General features: G+C 33.5%; 26 protein-coding genes. 14 read left to right on the top strand and 12 right to left on the bottom strand.

Annotated elements, in window-relative coordinates:
• Window positions 1–55 precede the first annotated feature (55 nt).
• Entirely contained in the window at window positions 56–1,738 is a 1,683-nt protein-coding gene (locus IDG65_RS05885) for a CocE/NonD family hydrolase (protein ID WP_052997668.1), read from the bottom strand.
• Between the two features lie 142 nt (window positions 1,739–1,880).
• Here IDG65_RS05885 and IDG65_RS05880 point away from each other — a divergent pair, with 142 nt between their 5' ends.
• Window positions 1,881–2,468, top strand: coding sequence for a TetR/AcrR family transcriptional regulator (locus IDG65_RS05880; protein ID WP_000151122.1), 588 nt, complete (start codon window positions 1,881–1,883; stop codon window positions 2,466–2,468).
• An 80-nt stretch (window positions 2,469–2,548) separates the two neighbouring features.
• On the opposite strand, the gene IDG65_RS05875 is transcribed toward IDG65_RS05880, so the two are convergent.
• The gene (locus IDG65_RS05875; protein WP_000125714.1) at window positions 2,549–2,998 is read right to left on the bottom strand and encodes a VOC family protein; all 450 of its coding nucleotides are present in this window, start codon (window positions 2,996–2,998) and stop codon (window positions 2,549–2,551) included.
• 353 nt (window positions 2,999–3,351) lie between these two features.
• Here IDG65_RS05875 and IDG65_RS05870 point away from each other — a divergent pair, with 353 nt between their 5' ends.
• Window positions 3,352–4,074 carry an epoxyqueuosine reductase QueH gene (locus IDG65_RS05870; protein ID WP_206174037.1) on the top strand — a complete coding sequence of 241 codons (723 nt, stop codon included), beginning with the start codon at window positions 3,352–3,354 and terminating at the stop codon, window positions 4,072–4,074.
• Between the two features lie 185 nt (window positions 4,075–4,259).
• On the opposite strand, the gene IDG65_RS05865 is transcribed toward IDG65_RS05870, so the two are convergent.
• A complete protein-coding gene (locus tag IDG65_RS05865; protein ID WP_000159837.1) occupies window positions 4,260–4,535 on the bottom strand; it encodes a hypothetical protein in 276 nt (91 codons plus the stop codon).
• Between the two features lie 154 nt (window positions 4,536–4,689).
• Entirely contained in the window at window positions 4,690–5,754 is a 1,065-nt protein-coding gene (locus IDG65_RS05860; protein ID WP_000277416.1) for a quinone-dependent dihydroorotate dehydrogenase, read from the bottom strand.
• Window positions 5,755–5,971: 217 nt separating this feature from the next.
• Between IDG65_RS05860 and IDG65_RS05855 the strand changes: the two genes are divergently transcribed.
• From IDG65_RS05855 to IDG65_RS05825, 7 genes are all read left to right on the top strand, one after another.
• Window positions 5,972–6,838 carry a fructosamine kinase family protein gene (locus IDG65_RS05855; RefSeq protein ID WP_001005514.1) on the top strand — a complete coding sequence of 289 codons (867 nt, stop codon included), beginning with the start codon at window positions 5,972–5,974 and terminating at the stop codon, window positions 6,836–6,838.
• A gap of 336 nt (window positions 6,839–7,174) precedes the next feature.
• Window positions 7,175–7,453 carry a TIGR04197 family type VII secretion effector gene (locus IDG65_RS05850; RefSeq protein WP_000987949.1) on the top strand — a complete coding sequence of 93 codons (279 nt, stop codon included), beginning with the start codon at window positions 7,175–7,177 and terminating at the stop codon, window positions 7,451–7,453.
• A 14-nt stretch (window positions 7,454–7,467) separates the two neighbouring features.
• Window positions 7,468–7,836: a hypothetical protein gene (locus IDG65_RS05845; protein ID WP_000066353.1), complete on the top strand. Its 369-nt coding sequence runs from the start codon at window positions 7,468–7,470 to the stop codon at window positions 7,834–7,836.
• A complete protein-coding gene (locus IDG65_RS05840; RefSeq protein ID WP_000447711.1) occupies window positions 7,824–8,120 on the top strand; it encodes a DUF4176 domain-containing protein in 297 nt (98 codons plus the stop codon). The genes IDG65_RS05845 and IDG65_RS05840 overlap by 13 nt, the downstream gene beginning before the upstream one ends.
• A gap of 334 nt (window positions 8,121–8,454) precedes the next feature.
• Complete coding sequence (locus IDG65_RS05835) at window positions 8,455–9,561, top strand: NAD(P)/FAD-dependent oxidoreductase (protein WP_001163761.1); 1,107 nt, start codon at window positions 8,455–8,457, stop codon at window positions 9,559–9,561.
• Window positions 9,555–10,895 carry a nucleoside recognition domain-containing protein gene (locus tag IDG65_RS05830; protein WP_000895186.1) on the top strand — a complete coding sequence of 447 codons (1,341 nt, stop codon included), beginning with the start codon at window positions 9,555–9,557 and terminating at the stop codon, window positions 10,893–10,895. Before IDG65_RS05835 ends, IDG65_RS05830 begins: the two co-directional genes overlap by 7 nt.
• A gap of 99 nt (window positions 10,896–10,994) precedes the next feature.
• Complete coding sequence (locus tag IDG65_RS05825; protein ID WP_000706527.1) at window positions 10,995–11,885, top strand: CobW family GTP-binding protein; 891 nt, start codon at window positions 10,995–10,997, stop codon at window positions 11,883–11,885.
• Window positions 11,886–12,105: 220 nt separating this feature from the next.
• On the opposite strand, the gene IDG65_RS05820 is transcribed toward IDG65_RS05825, so the two are convergent.
• The 5 genes from IDG65_RS05820 to IDG65_RS05800 form a co-directional block, all read right to left on the bottom strand.
• Window positions 12,106–13,131 (bottom strand): NADP-dependent oxidoreductase, encoded by a 1,026-nt coding sequence (locus IDG65_RS05820; protein ID WP_000644427.1) that lies wholly within the window; start codon window positions 13,129–13,131, stop codon window positions 12,106–12,108.
• 140 nt (window positions 13,132–13,271) lie between these two features.
• Window positions 13,272–14,102, bottom strand: a complete 831-nt coding sequence (locus IDG65_RS05815; protein ID WP_000448903.1) for an alpha/beta hydrolase — start codon at window positions 14,100–14,102, stop codon at window positions 13,272–13,274.
• Window positions 14,103–14,121: 19 nt separating this feature from the next.
• Window positions 14,122–15,132, bottom strand: a complete 1,011-nt coding sequence (locus tag IDG65_RS05810) for an amidohydrolase family protein (RefSeq protein WP_000836420.1) — start codon at window positions 15,130–15,132, stop codon at window positions 14,122–14,124.
• 97 nt (window positions 15,133–15,229) lie between these two features.
• Entirely contained in the window at window positions 15,230–15,934 is a 705-nt protein-coding gene (locus IDG65_RS05805; protein WP_000161828.1) for an SDR family NAD(P)-dependent oxidoreductase, read from the bottom strand.
• Window positions 15,927–16,484, bottom strand: a complete 558-nt coding sequence (locus tag IDG65_RS05800; RefSeq protein ID WP_001224183.1) for a TetR/AcrR family transcriptional regulator — start codon at window positions 16,482–16,484, stop codon at window positions 15,927–15,929. Before IDG65_RS05800 ends, IDG65_RS05805 begins: the two co-directional genes overlap by 8 nt.
• A gap of 130 nt (window positions 16,485–16,614) precedes the next feature.
• Between IDG65_RS05800 and IDG65_RS05795 the strand changes: the two genes are divergently transcribed.
• From IDG65_RS05795 to IDG65_RS05785, 3 genes are read left to right on the top strand one after another with little or no spacing between them, the layout of a single operon-like run.
• Entirely contained in the window at window positions 16,615–16,914 is a 300-nt protein-coding gene (locus tag IDG65_RS05795) for a DUF2316 family protein (protein WP_000055844.1), read from the top strand.
• 18 nt (window positions 16,915–16,932) lie between these two features.
• Window positions 16,933–17,754 carry an NmrA/HSCARG family protein gene (locus IDG65_RS05790; protein ID WP_000651839.1) on the top strand — a complete coding sequence of 274 codons (822 nt, stop codon included), beginning with the start codon at window positions 16,933–16,935 and terminating at the stop codon, window positions 17,752–17,754.
• A 16-nt stretch (window positions 17,755–17,770) separates the two neighbouring features.
• Entirely contained in the window at window positions 17,771–18,148 is a 378-nt protein-coding gene (locus tag IDG65_RS05785; protein ID WP_000616227.1) for a VOC family protein, read from the top strand.
• Between the two features lie 403 nt (window positions 18,149–18,551).
• Here the strand turns inward: IDG65_RS05785 and IDG65_RS05780 are convergent, their stop codons facing one another.
• From IDG65_RS05780 to IDG65_RS05770, 3 genes are all read right to left on the bottom strand, one after another.
• Window positions 18,552–18,782, bottom strand: a complete 231-nt coding sequence (locus tag IDG65_RS05780) for a DUF896 domain-containing protein (protein ID WP_000697134.1) — start codon at window positions 18,780–18,782, stop codon at window positions 18,552–18,554.
• Window positions 18,783–19,001: 219 nt separating this feature from the next.
• Window positions 19,002–19,502 (bottom strand): hypothetical protein, encoded by a 501-nt coding sequence (locus tag IDG65_RS05775; protein ID WP_014667759.1) that lies wholly within the window; start codon window positions 19,500–19,502, stop codon window positions 19,002–19,004.
• 197 nt (window positions 19,503–19,699) lie between these two features.
• On the bottom strand, window positions 19,700–20,269 hold the full coding sequence (locus IDG65_RS05770; RefSeq protein WP_001789900.1) for a TetR/AcrR family transcriptional regulator: 570 nt from the start codon (window positions 20,267–20,269) through the stop codon (window positions 19,700–19,702).
• Window positions 20,270–20,453: 184 nt separating this feature from the next.
• Between IDG65_RS05770 and IDG65_RS05765 the strand changes: the two genes are divergently transcribed.
• Together IDG65_RS05765 and IDG65_RS05760 are read left to right on the top strand one after the other, a co-directional pair.
• The gene (locus tag IDG65_RS05765) at window positions 20,454–20,552 is read left to right on the top strand and encodes a hypothetical protein (RefSeq protein WP_223181132.1); all 99 of its coding nucleotides are present in this window, start codon (window positions 20,454–20,456) and stop codon (window positions 20,550–20,552) included.
• Window positions 20,553–20,678: 126 nt separating this feature from the next.
• Window positions 20,679–21,734 (top strand): PTS sugar transporter subunit IIC, encoded by a 1,056-nt coding sequence (locus tag IDG65_RS05760; RefSeq protein ID WP_000200684.1) that lies wholly within the window; start codon window positions 20,679–20,681, stop codon window positions 21,732–21,734.
• Window positions 21,735–21,996: the final 262 nt, after the last annotated feature.

Raw genomic sequence — 21,996 nt, 5'->3', positions numbered from 1 at the left:
ATACAGTTCTATCACTATGTCACTTTTAATCAAAAGCGACCGTAATTGCTGCATATCAATTAACGATAGGAATGATTAATTGTGAATCATATTTACCACCAGTATAAATCATGTGCATGCCTTTATTTACGGTTTCTTCATGTTCATAACGCGTTTTCATGCCAGGGGTACTATTACCAATTACAATTTCACTACCTTTTACAACAACTTCCAATGTTTCGCCTTGTTTAAATAGCGTGCCTGAAGGTAACAATTCGATTTCAACAGGTACAATCTCATCTTGTGACAACTTTAATTCTGTTTCATGTTTATGCCAAGGTTGCGCAATTGTGGATTTTTCTTGATCTAATTCACGATGTGATACGCGTAACCAACCGGTAGCTACTTGATCATTTTCAATATGATTAAAATCAGGGAAGTTAACTTCATTACCACGACGATCTAACTTTTTAATACCTGCAAATAAATCCATATCGTCTGAGTCTTTAGTGCTTACCCATAGTTTTAAGTTCATGTTTCCAACTAACTCAGTATCTTTGTCAAACGTATATTTAAAACTTACATCTTGTCGTTTATCTTCAGAGTCATATTGTGCGACATGCGCGCTACTAATCTTTGCATGATTCAATGTGTGATTTTCAGCATTCAAATACAATGGTGTATATTCTGTGTTAGGTAAAGGGAACGCTGACGCTGATTTGAATTCGCCTTTATAAAATTGATCTCTAACTTCATAAATGACATGAGGCGTATCTTTCCAATCGTTATTTTCTTCTTTAAGGTAAAAATCAAAGAATGATTTTTGGCGTTCGAGATTTTCTCTAGCGTAGTAACTTTCCCACTCTTTACGTCCATGCACATATAGCCATTTTTCTTCAGATGCAGCTTGTTTAAATCCTTCAAAAGAGCCACGGTTGTGCAAACCTTGTGTAGACCAACTAGCACATGTTAGTAGAGGTGTTTTAATTTGTGATAATGGCACTTGACGCTGTTTCCAAAAATCATCGAACAAAGGGTGTTCTTGTTGTGCTTGAATCATGTCTTCGATATTTGGATTATCTGTCCATCTCGCAAAAATACCTTGTATCCAGAAACGATAAAAGCCAGTATCCGGTATACCTCCGTGAAAGGCTACTTCTCTATACATATCATTTAATCCTTCCCAAGGAATCATTGCTTTTAAATGTGGTGGATTTAATGATGCGACCCACCATTGAGTCACCGCAAGATAAGAAACACCATTTGTTCCGATATTTCCATTACTCCATGGCTGTTTTGCTGCCCATTCAATCACTTCGTAATAATCTTCCGCTTCTCTTTTTGACCATGGAGATAAGACGCCTTTTGATTTGTCACTACCGCGTAATGCAACTTTAACTACAACATAATCATTTGGCACCCAAAATCCTGGGTCTGGTGATTCTTCAGGTGTAAAACTAGATGTCGGAATGGCGCCTAATGTTGGCCAAAGGGCACCCATATTTGTGATTTTAGGCTTATTATCTTTACCGTAAGTATCTGCAGACATAACTACAGGGAATTTGCCATCTTTATTTGGTCTGAAAATATTAATATATAATTTTTCGCCATCGCGCATTTCCACAGTGACATCTTTTTCCATAATCATTTCTTGATTTCCATATTGAACACTGTCGACAACGATGTGGTTAATACCGGCTTTCACTTCATTGACATGAGTTACAGTTAATTTTGGATTTCCTAGTAAATGTTGGTTCATTGTTATCACCTTTTTCTGTTTGTTTGTATCACCTATATTAAACAGGTAAACATTGTGTGCCAATCATCAATGTTGGAGATTTGTGGGATAATGAACATAACGTTTATAATTGTTAATAATCATTGGGGAGGACTTGATACAAATGACTATAGATCGACGTATTAGAAAATCACAAGTTGCAATGAGAAATGCATTTATTGAACTTTTACATCAACACCAATTAGAAGAGATTACTGTGCAACAAATTGCAGATTTAGCTGATGTTAACCGTAGTACATTTTATACGCATTATTATGATAAATATGATTTGCTAGAAAAATTAGAGAATCAGCAGTTGGAGGAAATAAGAGACTTCATTCATGATGAGAAGTTAAATGGAGCAGTTAAGTTATCCACGGATAATATACATCAAATTATGACCGTTTTAATAGAAATGATAGAAAAAGACATCGCATTTTATCAATTGATGTTTCGTATGGGTAAAGATTCAAATATCCACGAAAAACTTTATGATTTAATTATGTGTCATTTACAACGTTATAAAAATGAAAATGATCAAATTAATGGTATACCATTTTCCTATTTCATGAGTTATGTTTCAGGTGCGGGATTGTCTTTGATAAGACATTGGGTAGAAGATCCAAACCGTATAGACAAAGTTGACTTAATAAGGCATTTTAATACGATTGTCAATCAAGGGCCAGCAACGATAATTAAAAATATACAATAAAATAAGGCAAGCCATGAATCGAGAGTGGCTTGCCTTGCTAAATAACCTAAGCTTATTAAATGATATCTTTATCAATAACATTATTGTTGGATTGCAGTATAGTCTTGACCATGTAACATCCAACGAACACCGTATTTATCGGTAAAGATGCCCATTTTGCCACCCCAGAATTGGTCAGCTAACGGTAATTCTATTTCAATTGAAGAATGATCTTTAATTTGCTCATAGAATGCTTCAACTTTATCAGCATCTTCCTTATTGTTAACATCATAATCAATTAATAATGATATGCCATTATTAATTTTGTCAGCGCGACCAAAAGAATCAGAACATAACACTTTTACGCCAAGCACTTCAAACTCAGCATGCATAGTTGCTTCTTGCGCTTCTTCCTTAGTCATACCAAAATGTGACGCTTGTTCTTCGCCAACTTCTAAACGTTTAACGTCAGTTGCACCAAATACTTCTTCGTAATATGCAAGGGCTTCTTTTGAATTTTTAAAAGCGATATAAGGGAATAATGCTGTCATGTAAAACACCTCAATGTATTATTTTTATTACTAACACCATGTTACATTAAAAAATGGCAAAAGTATAACTTTTATGATGAATTGAAGTCAATCTTTTGTAAAATACACGATAAATTATAAGATGAAATTGATTTAAATGAAGTAAACATATATATGACATACAAAAAATGAAAATGACACAGAGACGTATGTGTTGTTTAGTGTTTTAAAATTCAAGTTTAAAAAATGCTTTTAGATACATAAGGGACTTTCGAAATATAAATGCATTAAAATGAATTTCTAACTTTTTTGACTGACATTTAATATGAATCATATATAATAGAAGTTAATGATTAAATGTGGGAGGTTAAATCATGATTAATGCTGAACCTATTATCAGTAAAATGAAAAATCAAAAAATTAATTATGACAAGGTGTTGAAGAAATTAATCGGGCAGTGGGAAAGAGAAGCAATCAGACCTAAAATCTTATTGCATAGTTGTTGTGCACCTTGTAGTACATATACATTAGAGTTTTTAACACAATATGCAGACATTGCAATTTATTTCGCGAATTCAAATATTCATCCGAAAAATGAATATTTACGACGTGCTAAAGTGCAAGAACAATTTGTAGAAGATTTTAATCGCAAGACTGGTGCGAATGTGAAGTATATTGAAGCACCTTATGAACCGCATAAGTTTGTGAAAATGGTGAAGGATAAAGAATTAGCTGATGAAAAAGAAGGCGGCTTACGTTGTACCGCTTGTTTTGAAATGCGTTTGGATATTGTAGCGAAAGCAGCTGTAGAACATGGCTATGATTATTTTGGCAGTGCAATTGCATTATCACCTAAAAAGAACGCACAATTAATCAATGAACTTGGTATGGATGTCCAAAAAATATACGATGTGAACTATTTGCCAAGTGATTTTAAGAAAAGTAAAGGTTATGAGCGTTCCATAGAAATGTGTAATGACTATAATATCTTTAGGCAGTGTTATTGTGGATGTGTCTTTGCAGCGATGCAACAAGGTATTGATTTTAAAACAGTTAATAAAGAAGCGAAAGCATTTTTAGAACAATATCCAGATTAATCATTGGAAATGAGATAAAAGGCAGGCGCATATACAAGCCATGCCCTATTAAAAATTATCAAATAGAAACCCGAGACTTTAGTGAAATGAATCATACTAAAATCTCGGGTTATTTATATCATCGTAAATATTGTAGCTATAATAAATAACTGGATCCTGAGACATAAAACAATGTCTCACTCTAATTACATCATTTTATGAACAAATCTTATAATTGCTAAAATGACAATGACAAGTGTTGAAATAAGTGAAAACACTTTAAACTTTTTGTAGTCATTTTTCGTTTCATTTTCTCCTGTTTTCATCATTTCACGTAGCTCTTGCTCAATTTCTAAATCAAGATCTGTTTTACGATAACCATTCAAACCTTGACGTTCATCTTCTTCAGGTTGATTTTGTTGCTGTGTGTCTTTGTTGTCAGAAGTCGCTACTGTTTTTTTATTATCTGTTTCTTTAGTCATAACAAACGCCTCCGTTATAAAACGCTATATTTAATGATATGTGATATTTAAGCCATTATTTTGAAAAATGGTGATAAATATATCTTCTTGAGTTATATCATAATTTTAATAAGACGATTCAGCAAGTTTTAAAGTATTATTTGACTACGTTGGATTAGGCATCTAGTCCTATAATATCACTGACATTGTCAAAATGATGATCTTTTAAGTAACGTGCGATGCCTTTGTTCATTTTCTTAGTTAAACCTGGGCCTTCAATAACAAGTGATGAATAAATTTGAATAAGTGACGCACCGTGACGCATCATTTTGATTGCATCTTCAGTACTGAATACGCCGCCTGTACCTATAATTAAAAATTCACCATTTGTTTGCTGATAAGCATACTTAATCAATTTTAAATTACGTTCAAATAATGAACGACCACTCAAACCGCCTTCTTCGACTTTATTAGCAGAAGTTAAACCATCTCGTTGTCGCGTTGTGTTTGCTAAGATGATACCGTCAAATGTCTCAGTAATCGCTGGTAATAGTGCTTTTAAGCCATCGAAATCCATATCAGACGTTAGTTTTAAATAAATTGGCACTGTTACATCATGTTGTTTTTTAAATGCTGTTAAAGCTTGGCATAACATTGAAAATTCATCTTTATCATGGAAGTTTTGAAGATTTTCAGTATTTGGAGAACTGATATTGACTGTGAAAAATGAAACGTCGTGTTTAAACGTATCAATGACTTTTATATAATCTTGATAACGCGCTTCATAAGGTGTCATTTTATTCACACCAACATTGATACCAACAGGTACTTGATAAGCATTTTTACGCAAATGACTGAGTGCTTTGTTCATACCAATATTATTGAAGCCCATACGATTTATCAAGGCATCATCTTCTAATAATCTGAACATGCGTGGTTGAGGGTTACCCGGTTGAGGTTTAGGTGTGATACCACCTAATTCTAAAGCACCGAATCCAAGGTGTTCCAATGCTTTTGGTACTTCGCAAGATTTGTCGAAACCAGCTGCTAAGCCAATTGGATTGTCGTACGTATTACCTTGTATCGTTTGTGATAACGTTGGATTCTTATAAGTAAATAGTTTATCGACGACTGGGAATAAAACCGGAAATTTTTGTAACGTTTTTAATGCATCGATAGTTAGTCCGTGTGCTTTTTCGGGTTCGATTTTGAATAAGAAAGGTTTAATTAATTTGTACATGAGTATGCTCCTATTTCATTATATTTGAGGCTTACTATCCTCAACTTAATATATGTGAAATATATTCTTTTAATAGACTAGCATTTCCCTACATAATTTCCTAGTTAAAACTAAAAAGTTTTGAAAATTGACGCAAGTACCACAAATAAAATTGAGATTAAATCATCTTAATTAGGCAATATAATAGTATAAAGTAAGCGTAATGGAAGGTGTTTGTATGAATGAACAATGGTTAGAGCATTTACCTTTAAAAGATATTAAAGAGATTTCACCAGTGAGTGGTGGCGATGTAAACGAAGCATATCGAGTCGAAACGGATACGGATACATTTTTCTTACTTGTCCAACGTGGACGTAAAGAATCATTTTATGCTGCAGAAATTGCAGGTTTAAATGAATTTGAACGTGCAGGTATCACGGCACCTAGAGTAATTGCAAGTGGCGAGGTTAACGGTGATGCGTATTTAGTGATGACGTATTTAGAAGAAGGGGCTTCAGGGAGTCAACGCCAATTAGGGCAACTCGTAGCTCAATTACACAGTCAGCAACAAGAAGAAGGCAAATTTGGCTTCTCATTACCTTATGAAGGTGGCGATATTTCTTTTGATAATCATTGGCAAGACGATTGGTGTACCATTTTTGTCGACAAGCGCATGGATCATTTGAAAGATGAGTTGCTAAATAGAGGGCTATGGGATGCCAACGATATCAAAGTATATGACAAAGTGCGACGTCAAATTGTGGCGGAATTAGAAAAGCATCAAAGTAAACCGTCTTTATTACATGGTGACCTATGGGGTGGCAATTATATGTTCTTACAAGATGGTCGTCCGGCGTTATTTGATCCAGCACCATTATATGGTGACAGAGAATTTGATATCGGTATTACAACGGTATTTGGTGGTTTTACGAGCGAATTTTATGATGCGTATAATAAACATTATCCACTTGCAAAAGGTGCATCCTATAGACTTGAATTTTATCGTTTATATTTATTGATGGTGCATTTATTGAAATTTGGGGAGATGTACCGTGATAGTGTTGCGCACTCTATGGATAAGATTTTACAAGATACAACAGGTTAGTTATTACGTTAGATTAAGATAATAATATGCACAGATATTTTTACAATGAGAAGGCCTTCAGCTGCCTCAATAAAAATATTTGTGCTTTTTTATTGTTGGAAAATAAAATTTTAATCTCTATTGTTAATTTCTATAATGCAAAACAAGATTGAGTTGCAATAAAAGTGATTTTCTAACTTTTTGTTTAATAAAATTCTAGGAATGATACATATTTATTGATACAATAATTTTGAATATAATCACAAAACAATATTTAAGTATTATTGAATGTTTGAATATCATATATTGATACAGTTTCTAATAATTTTAAAATAATTTAAATGGGAAGAGGTGTAAATGATGAGTACAGTTCAAAGTGATATTTTTAAGACCAATAGTGCATCATCATCTATTAAAAGCGCTGTTGAAACATGTAATAATGTGTCGAAACCGGATAAAGATGAAAGTACAACAGTAAGTGGAAATAATAATGCTCATAGTGTGATAGATGATTTGATGAGTAAGAATCAATCTGTTGCTGAAGCAATACGAACTGCGAGCGATAATATACAAAAAGTTGGTGAGGCTTTTGACCAAACTGACGTAATGATTGGTAATGAAATTGGTAAAAATTAAAACGTGGTGAAATGATGTCGAATAAACTGGATGAAATCAATAAAATAATCACAGCGAAACATGAGCAAATGGATGACTTATATGATGAAAAGCGAGAGGTTAAAGCATTGATAGATGAAAGTGATGCGCTTAATCATTCGATAGATCAATTATATCAACATTTAGGTGAGCGTTATTATAGTAGCAATATGGCTAGTCGTATGGAACAGTTCCGCGATGAATTTCATTTTGCGAAACGACGTTCAACGGTAGCGTTACACGAGCAGCAACAGCAAATTCAACATGGCATTCGTAAAGCGGAAGAAGAGATGATTGACTTGGAAATGCGAAGGAATGTTGAAATTGAGACGGTGACAAAGGAGGAAAATAAATGGAAACAATAGGAAGCATTATTTATTTAAAAGAAGGTTCGCAAAAGTTAATGATTATTAATAGAGGACCAATTGTAGAAATTGAAAATCAAAAGTATATGTTTGACTATTCTGGATGTAAATATCCGATTGGTGTTGTGGAAGATGAAATTTATTATTTTAACGAGGAAAATATAGATTCAGTTATTTTTAAAGGTTATTCTGATCAAGATGAGGTTAGATTTCAAGAGTTGTTTGATAATATGAAACAAAATTTGGATAGTGAAATACAACGTGGAAAAGTTACACAACAATAAAGAAATACTTTTTCTTTATTGGGGTGGGACGACGAAATAAATTTTGTAAAAATATGATTTCTGTCTCACCGCCAAAATGTTATATCCAAGTACTGAGGTTGGATGATACCATTAAATGTCATTCATAATCATTTGAACTAACCGTAGCATCTTTAAATTTAATAAAAAAGACACATACCAACTTCCGAAATGTAGATGAATTCTCTACAATAACGGAAGTTTTTCTTTTAATATTGAAATTTCTCAAGGATAGGTCTATACTTTATAAATCGTAATTATTACGATTTATAGTCAGGAACAATAACTTGAAATAGATCATTGAGGGAGTGTTAATATGCAACATCATAAAGTGGCTATTATCGGTGCCGGTGCTGCAGGTATAGGTATGGCCATTACCTTAAAAGATTTCGGTATAACAGATGTCATTATTTTAGAAAAAGGAACAGTAGGCCATTCATTTAAACATTGGCCGAAATCGACCCGTACGATTACGCCATCATTTACGTCTAATGGATTTGGCATGCCTGATATGAATGCAATTTCTATGGATACTTCACCAGCATTTACATTTAATGAAGAACATATTTCCGGAGAAACATATGCTGAATATTTACAAGTGGTTGCCAACCATTACGAGCTGAATATCTTTGAAAATACAGTTGTTACAAATATATCTGTAGATGATGCATATTATACGATTGCAACGACAACAGAGACATATCACGCGGATTATATCTTTGTCGCAACAGGTGATTATAATTTCCCTAAAAAGCCATTTAAATATGGTATTCATTATAGTGAAATTGAAGACTTTGATAACTTTAATAAGGGGCAATATGTGGTTATCGGAGGTAATGAAAGTGGCTTTGATGCTGCATATCAACTTGCAAAAAATGGCTCTGACATCGCACTTTATACTAGCACAACCGGTTTAAATGATCCGGATGCTGATCCTAGTGTTAGATTGTCACCTTATACACGTCAGCGACTAGGTAATGTCATTAAACAAGGTGCTCGTATTGAAATGAATGTACATTATACAGTTAAAGATATTGATTTTAACAACGGACAGTATCATATCAGTTTTGATAGCGGACAAAGTGTGCTTACGCCTCATGAACCAATACTAGCAACTGGCTTTGATGCAACAAAAAATCCAATCGTTCAACAATTATTTGCGACAACAAATCAAGATATTAAATTAACAACACATGATGAATCGACACGTTATCCGAATATTTTTATGATTGGTGCAACAGTTGAAAATGATAATGCCAAATTATGCTATATCTATAAATTTAGAGCGCGATTTGCAGTACTTGCACATCTTTTAACACAGCGGGAAGGCTTACCAGCTAAACAAGATGTCATTGAAAGTTACCAAAAAAATCAAATGTATTTAGATGATTATTCATGTTGTGAAGTGTCATGCACATGTTAGAAGTGAAATATGATATGAGAACTGGGCATTATACGCCCATACCTAATGAACCTCATTATTTGGTTATTAGTCATGCGGATAAACTTAACGCAACAGAAAAAGCGAAATTAAGATTATTAATCATAAAACAGAAATTAGATATTTCATTGGCAGAAAGTGTAGTTTCTTCGCCTATAGCGAGCGAACATGTGATAGAACAATTGACACTATTTCAACATGAGCGACGACATTTAAGACCTAAAATAAGTGCGACATTTTTAGCCTGGTTGTTGATATTTTTAATGTTTGCATTGCCAATTGGTATTGCTTATCAATTTTCAGATTGGTTTCAAAATCAGTATGTATCAGCATGGATAGAATATTTAACTCAAACAACATTGCTCAATCACGATATATTACAGCATATATTATTTGGTGATTATGGTGTGCTATCACTTGGAACATATTCGCTCGTATGGGCATTGCCGGTTGTAATATTGATTAGTTTATCAACTGCTATAATTGATCAAACAGGATTCAAATCATGGATGATATGGGCAATTGAACCGTCAATGTTACGGATAGGATTACAAGGCAATGATATCGTGCCACTATTAGAAGGATTTGGATGTAATGCAGCCGCCATTTCACAAGCAGCACACCAATGCCATACCTGCACGAAGACACAGTGTATGAGTTTAATAAGCTTTGGTAGTTCTTGTAGTTATCAAATAGGTGCGACATTATCTATTTTTAGTGTAGCTGGAAAGTCATGGCTATTTATGCCGTACTTAATATTAGTACTTTTAGGTGGCATCTTACATAATAGGATATGGTTGAAAAAGAATAATCAACAACTTAGCGTTCCGCTACCTTATGATAGACAATTACATATGCCAAATATACGTCAAATGTTGCTACAAATGTGGCAAAATATACAAATGTTTATCGTTCAAGCGCTACCTATTTTTATCACAATCTGTCTTATTGTTAGTATTTTATCACTAACGCCAATTTTGAATGTTTTATCACAAATATTTACACCTATATTATCGTTATTAGGCATCTCGTCAGAATTGTCACCAGGGATTTTATTTTCAATGATTCGAAAAGACGGCATGCTCTTGTTTAATTTGCATCAAGGCGCCTTATTACAAGGAATGACAGCAACACAGTTACTACTACTTGTGTTTTTTAGTTCAACATTTACAGCGTGCTCGGTCACAATGACGATGCTTTTGAAACATTTAGGTGGTCAGTCAGCACTAAAATTAATTGGAAAGCAAATGTTGACATCATTGTCTTTAGTTATTGGTGTAGGCATCATTGTTAAAATAGTAATGCTGATTATTTAAAAAAGAAATGAACTATAACTGAATATAGAGTCATGTCAGTCAATAGGAAAGATATCTTGGAATATGCTATTCATATGAAGTATAAGAGGAGAGTCGCAGATGAAAATAGTTATTATAGGTGGGTTTTTAGGTGGCGGTAAAACGACTGTCTTAAATCATTTGCTCGCTGAATCATTAAAGGAGTCGCTGAAACCGGCAGTTATCATGAATGAATTTGGTAAAATGAGTGTTGATGGTGCCTTAGTATCTGAAGACATACCTTTAAGTGAACTGACAGAGGGGTGTATCTGTTGTGCAATGAAAGCAGATGTATCAGAACAATTACATCAATTATATTTAAAAGAGCAACCAGACATTGTATTTATTGAATGTAGTGGGATTGCAGAACCGGTCTCTGTCTTAGATGCTTGTTTAACGCCTATTTTAGCTCCGTTTACAACCATTACACATATGATTGGTGTTGTAGATGCAAGCATGTATAAACATATAAAATCATTTCCAAAAGACATCCAAGGCTTATTTTATGAGCAATTAGCATATTGTTCTGTCTTATTTGTTAATAAAATAGATTCAGCAGATGTTGAAACAACGAGCAAACTATTGAAAGATTTAGAAGTTATTAACCCAGAGGCAGATATACAAGTCGGTATGCATGGCAGCGTCACTTTACCAATATCAGTTAGACAAATGACAGTTACTTCCGACAATAAACATGAATCATTACACAAAACAATAAATCATCAATTTGTGCAATCACCAGTCAAATGTACTAAAGCAGAGTTTATAAAACGTTTAGCATGCCTTCCGTCTCATATTTATAGGTTGAAAGGGTTTATGACATTTGAAGACACCGCACATACGTATCTCATTCAATTTACACAAGGACAATATGAATTAACACCTGTAGCATTTTCAAAAAAAGTGCCAGAATATTTGGTGCTTATCGGAAAGGGTATTTCAAAAGAAGACTATCAATGTTTGGAACAGTAGTGTTTTCAGTGGGAAAGAATGAACAGTATATAGATAATAAATGCCCCACTTGTTATATAAATTGTAGTGAGAGGGGCATTTATAAATTATTTTATTAGGTATATTTCTTTATTGTTAAATACAGATCTATTAATAGTATCCATAAGGTCAAAGATAATAATTGATATTATTTTTAAAGCTACAAATAAATATAAGATAAATTCAGGTACTATCTATTTAATCAATAAATTGTGTTGTCAGAGTTATCAATACGTATTAATACCTTGCCATTTGTATGATGATTAAATGTATAGTCAAGTGCTTTGTCAATTTCGTCTATTGTGAAAATATGGTCGTCGATGTCTGGTATGATATTGTTTTGTTCGATGATTTTATTTAAAATTTTTAATTGCTCACCATCCGAACGTACAAATATAAAACGATAATCTATCGACTTTTTTTGAGCTTTTTTATCGAATTTTTTACCTGCTAAACCAAATAGCAATTTTTTAAATGGTGAAAAATTATTTTTCACAGCAAATGCTTTGTTAGGCGCATTAATAAGACTGACAATAGTACCACCAGGTTTCATAACTGATAATTCTTTATCGAATTCATTTGGTCCAAGTGTGTCTATAACATAATCAATGTCAGATAAAACTTCACAGTAATTCTCAGTTTTGTAGTCTATATATTGATCGACACCCTTAGCTAAAAATTGATCTTTAAGTCTCGGACTTCCGGATACAATAACTTTAAGCCCTAATGATTTTGCTATAGGTACTGCCATTTGTCCAAAGCTGCCTGAACCACCAGGTATAAACAATGTTTTACCAGGTATAGCTTTTAATTCTTCAGTAATTGCTTGATAAGCAGTTAAACCTGTTAACGGCACTGCTGCACCTGTTTTAAGGTTTAAATTTTTAGGTAATTTTGCAATAGCATTAGATTCAATAGAAACATACTCTGCAAAAGCACCTATACGATCGATTGGTAATCGTGAATATATTTTATCGCCTAATTTATAATCTTCGACTTTACTTCCTACTTTAACAATTGTTCCTGTGAGTTCATTACCAATAGTTTGAGGCATTTTATAGTTTTGAATTAATTTGACACTTCCATTAATAGTTAAATTTTCTAATGGATTAATTGCTGCATAAGCTACTTTTACAAGTACCTCAGTAGATTTGATCTCTGGAATAGTAATATCTCTAATTTGTACATCTCTATTTTTATTGTATTTCTTTATTTGAATGGCTTTCATAGTATATATGGCTCCTCAGTGATTAAAATGCATTACAATATTTTCATTAGACCCCACAAATATTTCACTCTATAAGTATATTATCAATTTATAAATGTAACTTTTCAGCATGGTGCAGTTGTATAAAGCTATAAAATCAATTAACTCCACATATTTAATAATACATCAGCAAAGCCTTCAGGTTTTTGAATATAACCTAAGTGACCACCTGGAATATCTACAATAGGTATGCCAGTTTCGTTATTTATATAAAAGTTAACATCTTGTGGGAAGGAGCCTCTAGAATCTGTCCCATTTAGTAGGGTGATTTTATCGTTGTATTTTGTGAAATCATCCAAAGTAATATCTGAATGCGTATATTGTCTAATTTCAAATTCTGACCAGAACATCGTACGTTTGTACTGTTCTATACGTCCTTCTTCAGTATCAGCAGGTTGAGACATCATTTTTGCATCAATTGGTGCGATATTTAATGTTTCACCAAATGTTTTCATGCCTTTTTCTAAGCCTTCTGTTAAAATTTGATGCACAATGTCATCATTTTTATCTTTCCAATAAGTACTGTCTGGTAAAAATGTATTAATTGGTGGTTCGTGAAATGCAATCTTTTTAACGACTTCAGGGTAATCTTTTAACACATGCATCGCAACGATTGAACCTGAACTTGAACCTAATATATAGACAGGTTCATCACTTAATGACTTTGCAAGTTCGGCAATGTCCTGTGCGTCGCGTTTGACACGATAATCACTGTCAGGGTTAGAAGCGGAATCAGGAAGTGGTTCAGTTAACTCGCTTTCTCCATAATCACGACGATCAACGGCTACAACAGTAAAATGGTCTTTTAACTGTTCTGCAAGAGGCAGAAAAATGTCTCCGGTACCGTTTGCACCAGGAATAAAGATGAGCACGGGTCCTTGTCCGACTTGGTGGTATCGTAATTTAGCGCCTTGTAATTCTAAAGTTTCCATATTCAATGACCTCCATTTGTTAATTGTTAGATGATAAACCTAATAATTTAGCACCATTTGTATAACTTATTTTCTCTTTTTCTTCATCTGTTAAACCCAGTTCATCTAAAAATACACCTAATTTTTCAGGCTCAATATATGGATAATCAGCAGCATAAAGAATTCTATCAATACCTACTTCTTTCTTGACTAAATCAAACTGTGGCTTCGTTAACATGCCACTCGGTGTGATATAAAAATTATTTTTAAAGTAATAGCTTACAGGGTGGTTCAAATGTTCAGCGAATAAAGCTTCATCCATACGTTCTAAGAAGAAGGGGATAAACTCACCCCAATGTCCAATAATCATATTTAACTTTGGATAACGATCAAAAATGCCAGATAATACAAGATGTATTGCATGAATACCGACATCAATGTGCCAACCATAACCAAAACAAGCAAATGTTGCCGCAGTTACTTCAGGATAATTTCCTTTATAGTATGATTGATAAATGTCACTGTTAACTGGCGCGGGATGTAGATAAATCGGTACGTCTAAATTTTCAGCTGTTTTGAAAATAATGTCATATTTGTCTTGATCAAGAAAACCATCTTGTGCACGTCCCATAATGAGCGCACCTTTGAATCCTAAATCATTGATGCAACGTTCGAATTCTCGCGCTGCGGCTTCAGGCTCATTGATAGGTAAAGTTGCAAAGCCTACAAAGCGATTGGGATATTGTGCAATATAATTTGCCAATTGATCATTTGCTTTTTGACATAATTCAATGGCTTTCTGACCAACTAAATTTGAAGGAGACCCATTTCCATAAGATAAGACTTGAATTTGAACGTCTTGATTATTCATAAATTGGATACGTTCATCATGATGTGATAATTCGTCGGCATTTGTAAAACCGGTCTTTTTTTCAAGGCCTTCTAACATTACTTTCATCGGTACACCTTTAGGATCTGCTGATATCGCATTCATCGTTTCTTTTTGAATATCTTCAATGACATAATGTTCTTCAAACGTAATACTTTTCATTTAATTCGCCTCCATATTTTTTTGCATGTATATTGCATCTATTGCAGAAGCATTCTTTATTTACCTCTAAATTTAATATTTGTAACATAAAATTGATCTACCAAGGCATCTCTCCATCGCCATTAATAAATGTACCTGTTGGACCATCTGCATCAATGGTTGCTAATTGAATGATTGGCTTGATCCCTTCAGAAACATGTTTTGAATTATTGCTAAAATCACCAACTAAATCAGTATTTGTAGCGCCTGGATCAGCAGCATTGATTTGCATGTTAGGTAATCCTTTAGCGTATTGTAGCGTTAGCATTGTTACTGCCGATTTAGACGAACAATAAGCTAATGAATTCACTTTAGATTCAGCTGTTTCGGGGTTTGTAACCATTCCAAATGAACCTAAACCACTTGATACGTTGACGACAACAGGTTGTTCAGATTTTTCTAAGAGAGGGACGAATGTGTTCATCATTCGAACGATACCAAATACATTCGTTTGATATACTTCTTCAACGTCACGAGGTGTCAATTTGGAAGGTGCTGAAAATTGACCAGATATACCTGCATTGTTAATGAGGATATCAAGACGGCCTTCTTTTTCAGCAATCATGTTATAAGCATTTTTGACTGAGTAGTCACTTGTAACATCTAACTGTACATAATGAACACCTAATTTTTGTGATGCTTGTTGTCCTCTTACGTCATTACGAGAACCTATATAAACTTTGTAACCCAATGCTTTAAGTGCCTCTGCACTTGCATAGCCTAACCCTTTATTGCCTCCTGTGATTAACACAATTTTAGTCATTACGTTCCACCTCATCTAAATAAATGTTTAATAAATAATTTCTGTACGCTTCAATTGAAATATGGCGATGCTCTATTTGGAAGGCAAATACACTAGTTGATAATGCTTGCAACAGCATATCTGTTTTGAACTTCTTGTAAATGTCGTCATCGCTTTTAAATAAGTCATAATAAAAATTAAATAATTCTTGATAAAATGCGCTTTGGTAAAAACGTAATTTATTGTTGCCTGCTTCAATACATTGCAGTAGTGCCTTATTATCGATTTTAAATTGTAAAAGATAATCTAACGACACTTGCATAACCTCATAATCAGAATGATAGTCATCTTTAATTTGCTTAAAATGAGTGATGAAAATATCAAGGTCTCTTTGTATGACGTAGTAGCATAAATCGCTTTTATCTTTGAAATGTCGATACAATGTCCCCATACCGATACCTAGTTCTTTAGCAATACGATTCATACTAATGTTTTCAACGCCTTCTTCATCAAAAAGTTTGTGTGCTATTTCTTCAATTCGTTGCCTATTCTCTTTTGCATCTTTTCGCATGATTACACCTACTTAAAATTCTCTAAAATTGACAAACGGATAACTCTCCGTTTATTATAAAGCGTGTTAAGAAAGATAGCAATGAATTTGCAATAACTATTAAATATCATAAAAGAAAAGAGTGTTGCGTATGTCTTTAAATAAAGAGCAAAGACGTATTACAGCTGAAGAATTGCAAGCACATTTCGAAGCATCAACTTTATCGGTTCAAATGATTGCAGAAAAACTGAATGTTACCACAGAAGATGTGGAAAAAGCATTAGCTATGAAAGCGCCACTAGGCATTTTTAGTCATCAATTACAACGATTTATTCATTTAGTATGGGATGTCAGAAATGTAATAAATGACAATATTAAGGAAAATGGACAAACACCAGAACCATATACGTATTTAAAAGGTGAAAAAGAGGACTATTGGTTTTTAAGATAAAAGGGGAGTGGATCTAAAATGAAAGATATTTTAGTAATAGGCGCAACAGGGAAGCAAGGTAATGCAGTTGTAAAACAGTTGTTAGAGGATGGATGGTATGTAAGTGCATTAACTAGAAATAAGAATAATCGTAAACTTTCAGACATAGGACATCCGCATTTATCAATCGTTGAAGGTGATCTGAGTGATAGTGATAGTTTGCAATCAGCGATGAAAGGGAAGTATGGCTTATACAGTATTCAGCCAATCGTTAAAGATGATGTTAGCGAAGAATTAAGACAAGGTATGAAGATAATTGAAATAGCTGAGCAAGAAAATATTCAACATATTGTGTATAGTACTGCGGGAGGGGTTAATCGAAATCGAACTGGCCCACACTTTGAAGTACTAGCAAAAATAGAAAATAGATTAATGGAATCTAATATAAACGCAACAGTTATCAAACCATCATTCTTTATGGATAATTTTTTACGCATTGCTAAAGTCGAAGATGAACGTATTACATTACCAGAATTTATTAATCCGAATATAAAATTCACAATGATTTCTTCTATTGATATAGCTAAAATTGCATCGTATATTTTTGCACATCCACAAAGCTTTACGCATCAATCAATAGAGATTGGTTCCGATGAAGTTACATTAAGTGAAGCAGCAACAATTTTTAGTGAAGTGACAGGTAAATCGACTGTTATTGAAGGAGAATTTGTTAGTAGTGTTGCAGAAAAGCAATGGTTGGAAGAAAAAGGTTATGAAGTAGACTTTGAATTAATGGCTGAAATAAATCCAACAAGATTATCATTAAGTGATTGGCTTAAAGTCCAAGACTATAATAAGTAATGAATGGGGTGCAATCATGATTCAATCAATGTGGTTTAATTTGCATGTTCAAGATTTAGAAAAGAGCGCACAGTTTTATAAAGCGTTAGGATTTAAAATAAATAGAAACCCACAAATGTTAGATAAAATGGTGGGCATTCAAATAGGTCAAACAACCGTAATTTTAATAGAAAACAAGCATTTTCAAAATGTAAGTCAGCAAAGCCTTAATACTGAACCAAATGAAGTGATGATTTCTCTAGGTGTGAACACAAATGAAGAAGTTGACCAGTTGGTGAATAAAGTGAAAGAAGCAGGTGGCACAGTCGTTCAAGAACCAACAGTAAGCCAAGGGTTTTATGGTGCAATGTTCAAAGATCTTGATGGACACCATTTTAATTTTTTGGTCTGCTAAAATGAAATTCTCAAAAGAATAAATAAAAAGCCCATACAGAGATGAAGTTTAATGTGGGAGTGGGACAGAAATGATATTTTCGCAAAATTTATTTCGTCGTCCCACCCCAACTTGCATTGTCTGTAGAAATTGGGAATCCAATTTCTCTTTGTTGGGGCCCATCCCCAACTTGCATTGCCTGTAGAATTTCTTTTCGAAATTCTCTGTGTTGGGGCCCCTGACTAGAATTGAAAAAAGCTTGTTACAAGCGCATTTTCGTTCAGTCAACTACTGCCAATATAACTTCGTAGAGCATAGAACATTGATTTATGTCCCAGCCTGGACACATTAGTGTCTTCAATCAGTATGGGCTTTGTTTATGAGGTCAGTTGGCACCTTAAGTGCAATACCTCGTGAGCAAATATTAATTTTGAATATAACCGTATTGTTGGCGAAGATCATAAACTTTATCTGGTGTGACATCTTGACCGATTGGATCAACCACTTTTATTGTGGAAAATGTTGTTAATACTTGTCCTCGGATCATGCTTAAGTAGTCTTGACGCAATGCATGTTGTTCTTGTTTTTCAGCTACAGTAAGTGGTTGTACTTTTTCTTTATTTGCAAGTTCATTAATTCTATCTAAAATTTTCATATTGTCATATCCTCCTTAGAATCAAGTGTTGATATATTTTGAGATTATTTCTATAAGGTAATTTATCAACACATTCAGTAATGTTTTTAGTTTCTCGGTCTTTTGACCAGCAGATTTTTGGAATTAAAATAAGGGGTTTGAGACACGATTTTAATAGTAGTACGATGGCAAACTGATGTTATTGAAGTGTCGTTTGATATACATGTCTGCAATGTTGTTTTATAAGACAGGATGACGTAGCTGAGCAAAGAAATAATCATTGTCGAATGACATCATGTGTCTTATTAAAATTGCAATGGGCATAGCATAGGTATATTCACAGTCGATTTTCTTGATTTCTACATTATCATAATACGTAGTGTAAAAGTTATACGACAGTCGATAGTCGATTCGCTTTTTACCACAAGCAATTATTATGTGTTGCTTCAACGTCGACTTTAATTTATTTGTAATGTATGTCACTACACCCAGACTACTCTGATTAATATTTAATATATTATGCGTGCGTTCAAACCCCTGAGATTCATCTGTCTCGCTCACGTCAATCCCTCCTATCTTAGTATTTAAACAACGTATATCAACTATACGACATGTGTTGTTTAGACATACTATACTACTATGTCGTACGTTTGCCAATAAACACGCATATATCATTTGTTGCCTAAACAACATATTGTCTGAAGTGTTGTTTAAGTACGCAAAAACAAAAATGCTTGTCACTAAAATCTATATGTTTTAATGACAAGCTTATTTTCATTCAGTTAACGACTGCCAATATGGCTTTGTAGAGTATAGGACGTTGATTTATGTCCTAGACACTGCAAATTAATCGTAATACGTTAAATTTTATTGTGTGTACAAGTATGAACCTAAGTCACATAGTGATTTCAAGATGCATGACTAAATACTAAGTTTTATTAAAAATGTGCTATATGATGAATTAAAAATGGTAGGTTGCGATCGATAAACACATCGGCTGTCTCTTGACTCGTGTTAAACCAATGTAATGCTAAGCCTGAGATACCAGCTGCTAAAAAACTCGCACTATTTACAATGATATCGCGTTGATGCTCTGGGTAGCTGTTTTCTAACATAATCGCAAAAATATCTTCTAATTCATTATTAATACGTTGATGTGCTTTGTTGCAAAATGCTTCACTATTTAATTCGCAAGACTTTGCAGCATCTTTGATATAACTCGCAATTGAAATGAAAATATTACGCAGTACCTTTTCATTAATGACATTAGAAATGCTCAAGTTATCATTCAAGTCTTTTAAAATGGTTACAGACAATGTGTAGTCTAGGAGGTCTTCTTTATCAGTGAAATGAGCGTAAAATGTTGCACGATTTAGCGTAGCAATATCAGTGATATCTTTAACTGTAATTTGAGATAATTTCTTTTCTCTAGAAATTTTAAGAAAAGCATCGACAAGCAATTGTTTGGTTCTAACGATTCTTGGATCTATGGATTTACTTTCCATCATTTGTTCACTACCTAACATCTGTTGTTTTAACACTTATTATCAGTATCTTCTATTATATTGTCAATTGTGTTGATGATATGTAAGTGCTGATACGCTCCTAACAAATAATGTACCTTTTTGGTAAGCATTTGAATGTCTTTCTTCTATTGTATTAATGGATTTTAAAAATGAAGATAAAATAAAAGTGTATTGTAACAATATGTTTGAAAAATTGCCAATTTCTTTATCTAAAAATTCAGAATTTTGTGATATACTATTTTTCATAGTCTTGAGTTATAGATGATACTGCTAGCCTAAATATAACAACATCGGCATGCACATCTTAGAATTTAAGCTAGTGGCAGCTTATAACTTAAGGCTCTTTATTATTTGCATACAGATGTATATACATAAATGGAAGGATGATATTATGACATCAATTAAAACAATTACACCCAAAGATTTTATATTTAGAGTTTTATCAGGTGTCGCCATAGGTATTGTTGCGGGTTTAGTTCCTAATGCGATACTTGGAGAAATTTTTAAATACTTTATGGATTATCATCCGATTTTTAAAACGTTATTAGGCGTTGTCGTTGCAATTCAATTTACAGTACCTGCTTTGATTGGTGCATTGGTTGCCATGAAATTTGACCTATCACCATTAGCAATTGCTGTTGTGGCGAGTGCAGCATATGTAGGAAGCGGTGCAGCGCAGTTTAAAAATGGTGCTTGGATGATTACGGGTATTGGTGATTTAATTAATACAATGATTACAGCAGCGATTGCAGTGTTGTTCATTTTACTTATTCAACATCGCGTAGGTAGTATGGCATTGATTGTATTCCCAACAGTTGTTGGCGGTATTTCAGGTGCAATTGGTGTTTTAATATTGCCGTATACGAAAATGATTACAACAGCCATCGGTAATATGGTTAATGGTTTTACAGAATTACAACCGATTGTCATGAGTATTTTGATTTCAATGGTATTTAGTCTTATTATTATTTCTCCACTATCAACTGTGGCCATTGCCTTTGCGATAGGTATTACAGGTTTAGCAGCTGGATCAGCGTCAATTGGTATCTCCGCGACTGAAGCAGTATTGATAATTGGTACAAGTAAAGTGAATCGTTTAGGGGTGCCGTTATCCGTCTTCTTTGGAGGCGTTAAAATGATGATACCTAATATGGTGAAATATCCAATTCTTATGTTACCAATATTGACAACAGCCATTGTATCAGGTTTGGTATCAGCATTAGTAGGTATTCATGGAACGAAAGAATCAGCTGGATTTGGTTTTATAGGGATGGTAGGACCGATTAATGCATTTAAATTTATGGAGGTTGATTCTGCTTGGTTGAGTGTCTTACTAATTGTAGTAGCGTTCTTTGTTGTACCATTTGTAACAGCTTGGCTTGCAGATATCATTTATCGTAAAGTGTTTCGTTTATATACTAATGATATTTTTAAATTCATGGGATAAGGACAGTATGTTTTTTGAAAATATGAGACCGAAAATTATTTAATGTTATTGTGAATTGCGAGAATGAAGTTGAACAATATAATTGAACAGCAGATAATTTGCGCTAATAAAAGATAAGTCAATCCACAAAAGATATGTGCATAGTCACTTTGAATATTTAATATTAATAGCAATCAATACATGTGATGGAACCTATGTATTGATTGCTTTTTAATTGTGTTTAACTGATCAAATTAAGTTGTATTTGATGACGGTAATGTTA

The organism is Staphylococcus sp. EG-SA-17 (assembly GCF_017151845.1).
Taxonomy (GTDB): domain Bacteria; phylum Bacillota; class Bacilli; order Staphylococcales; family Staphylococcaceae; genus Staphylococcus; species Staphylococcus aureus.
The sequence above is the reverse complement of the archived record's forward strand: the minus strand, read 5'-3'. Positions and strand labels throughout refer to the sequence as shown.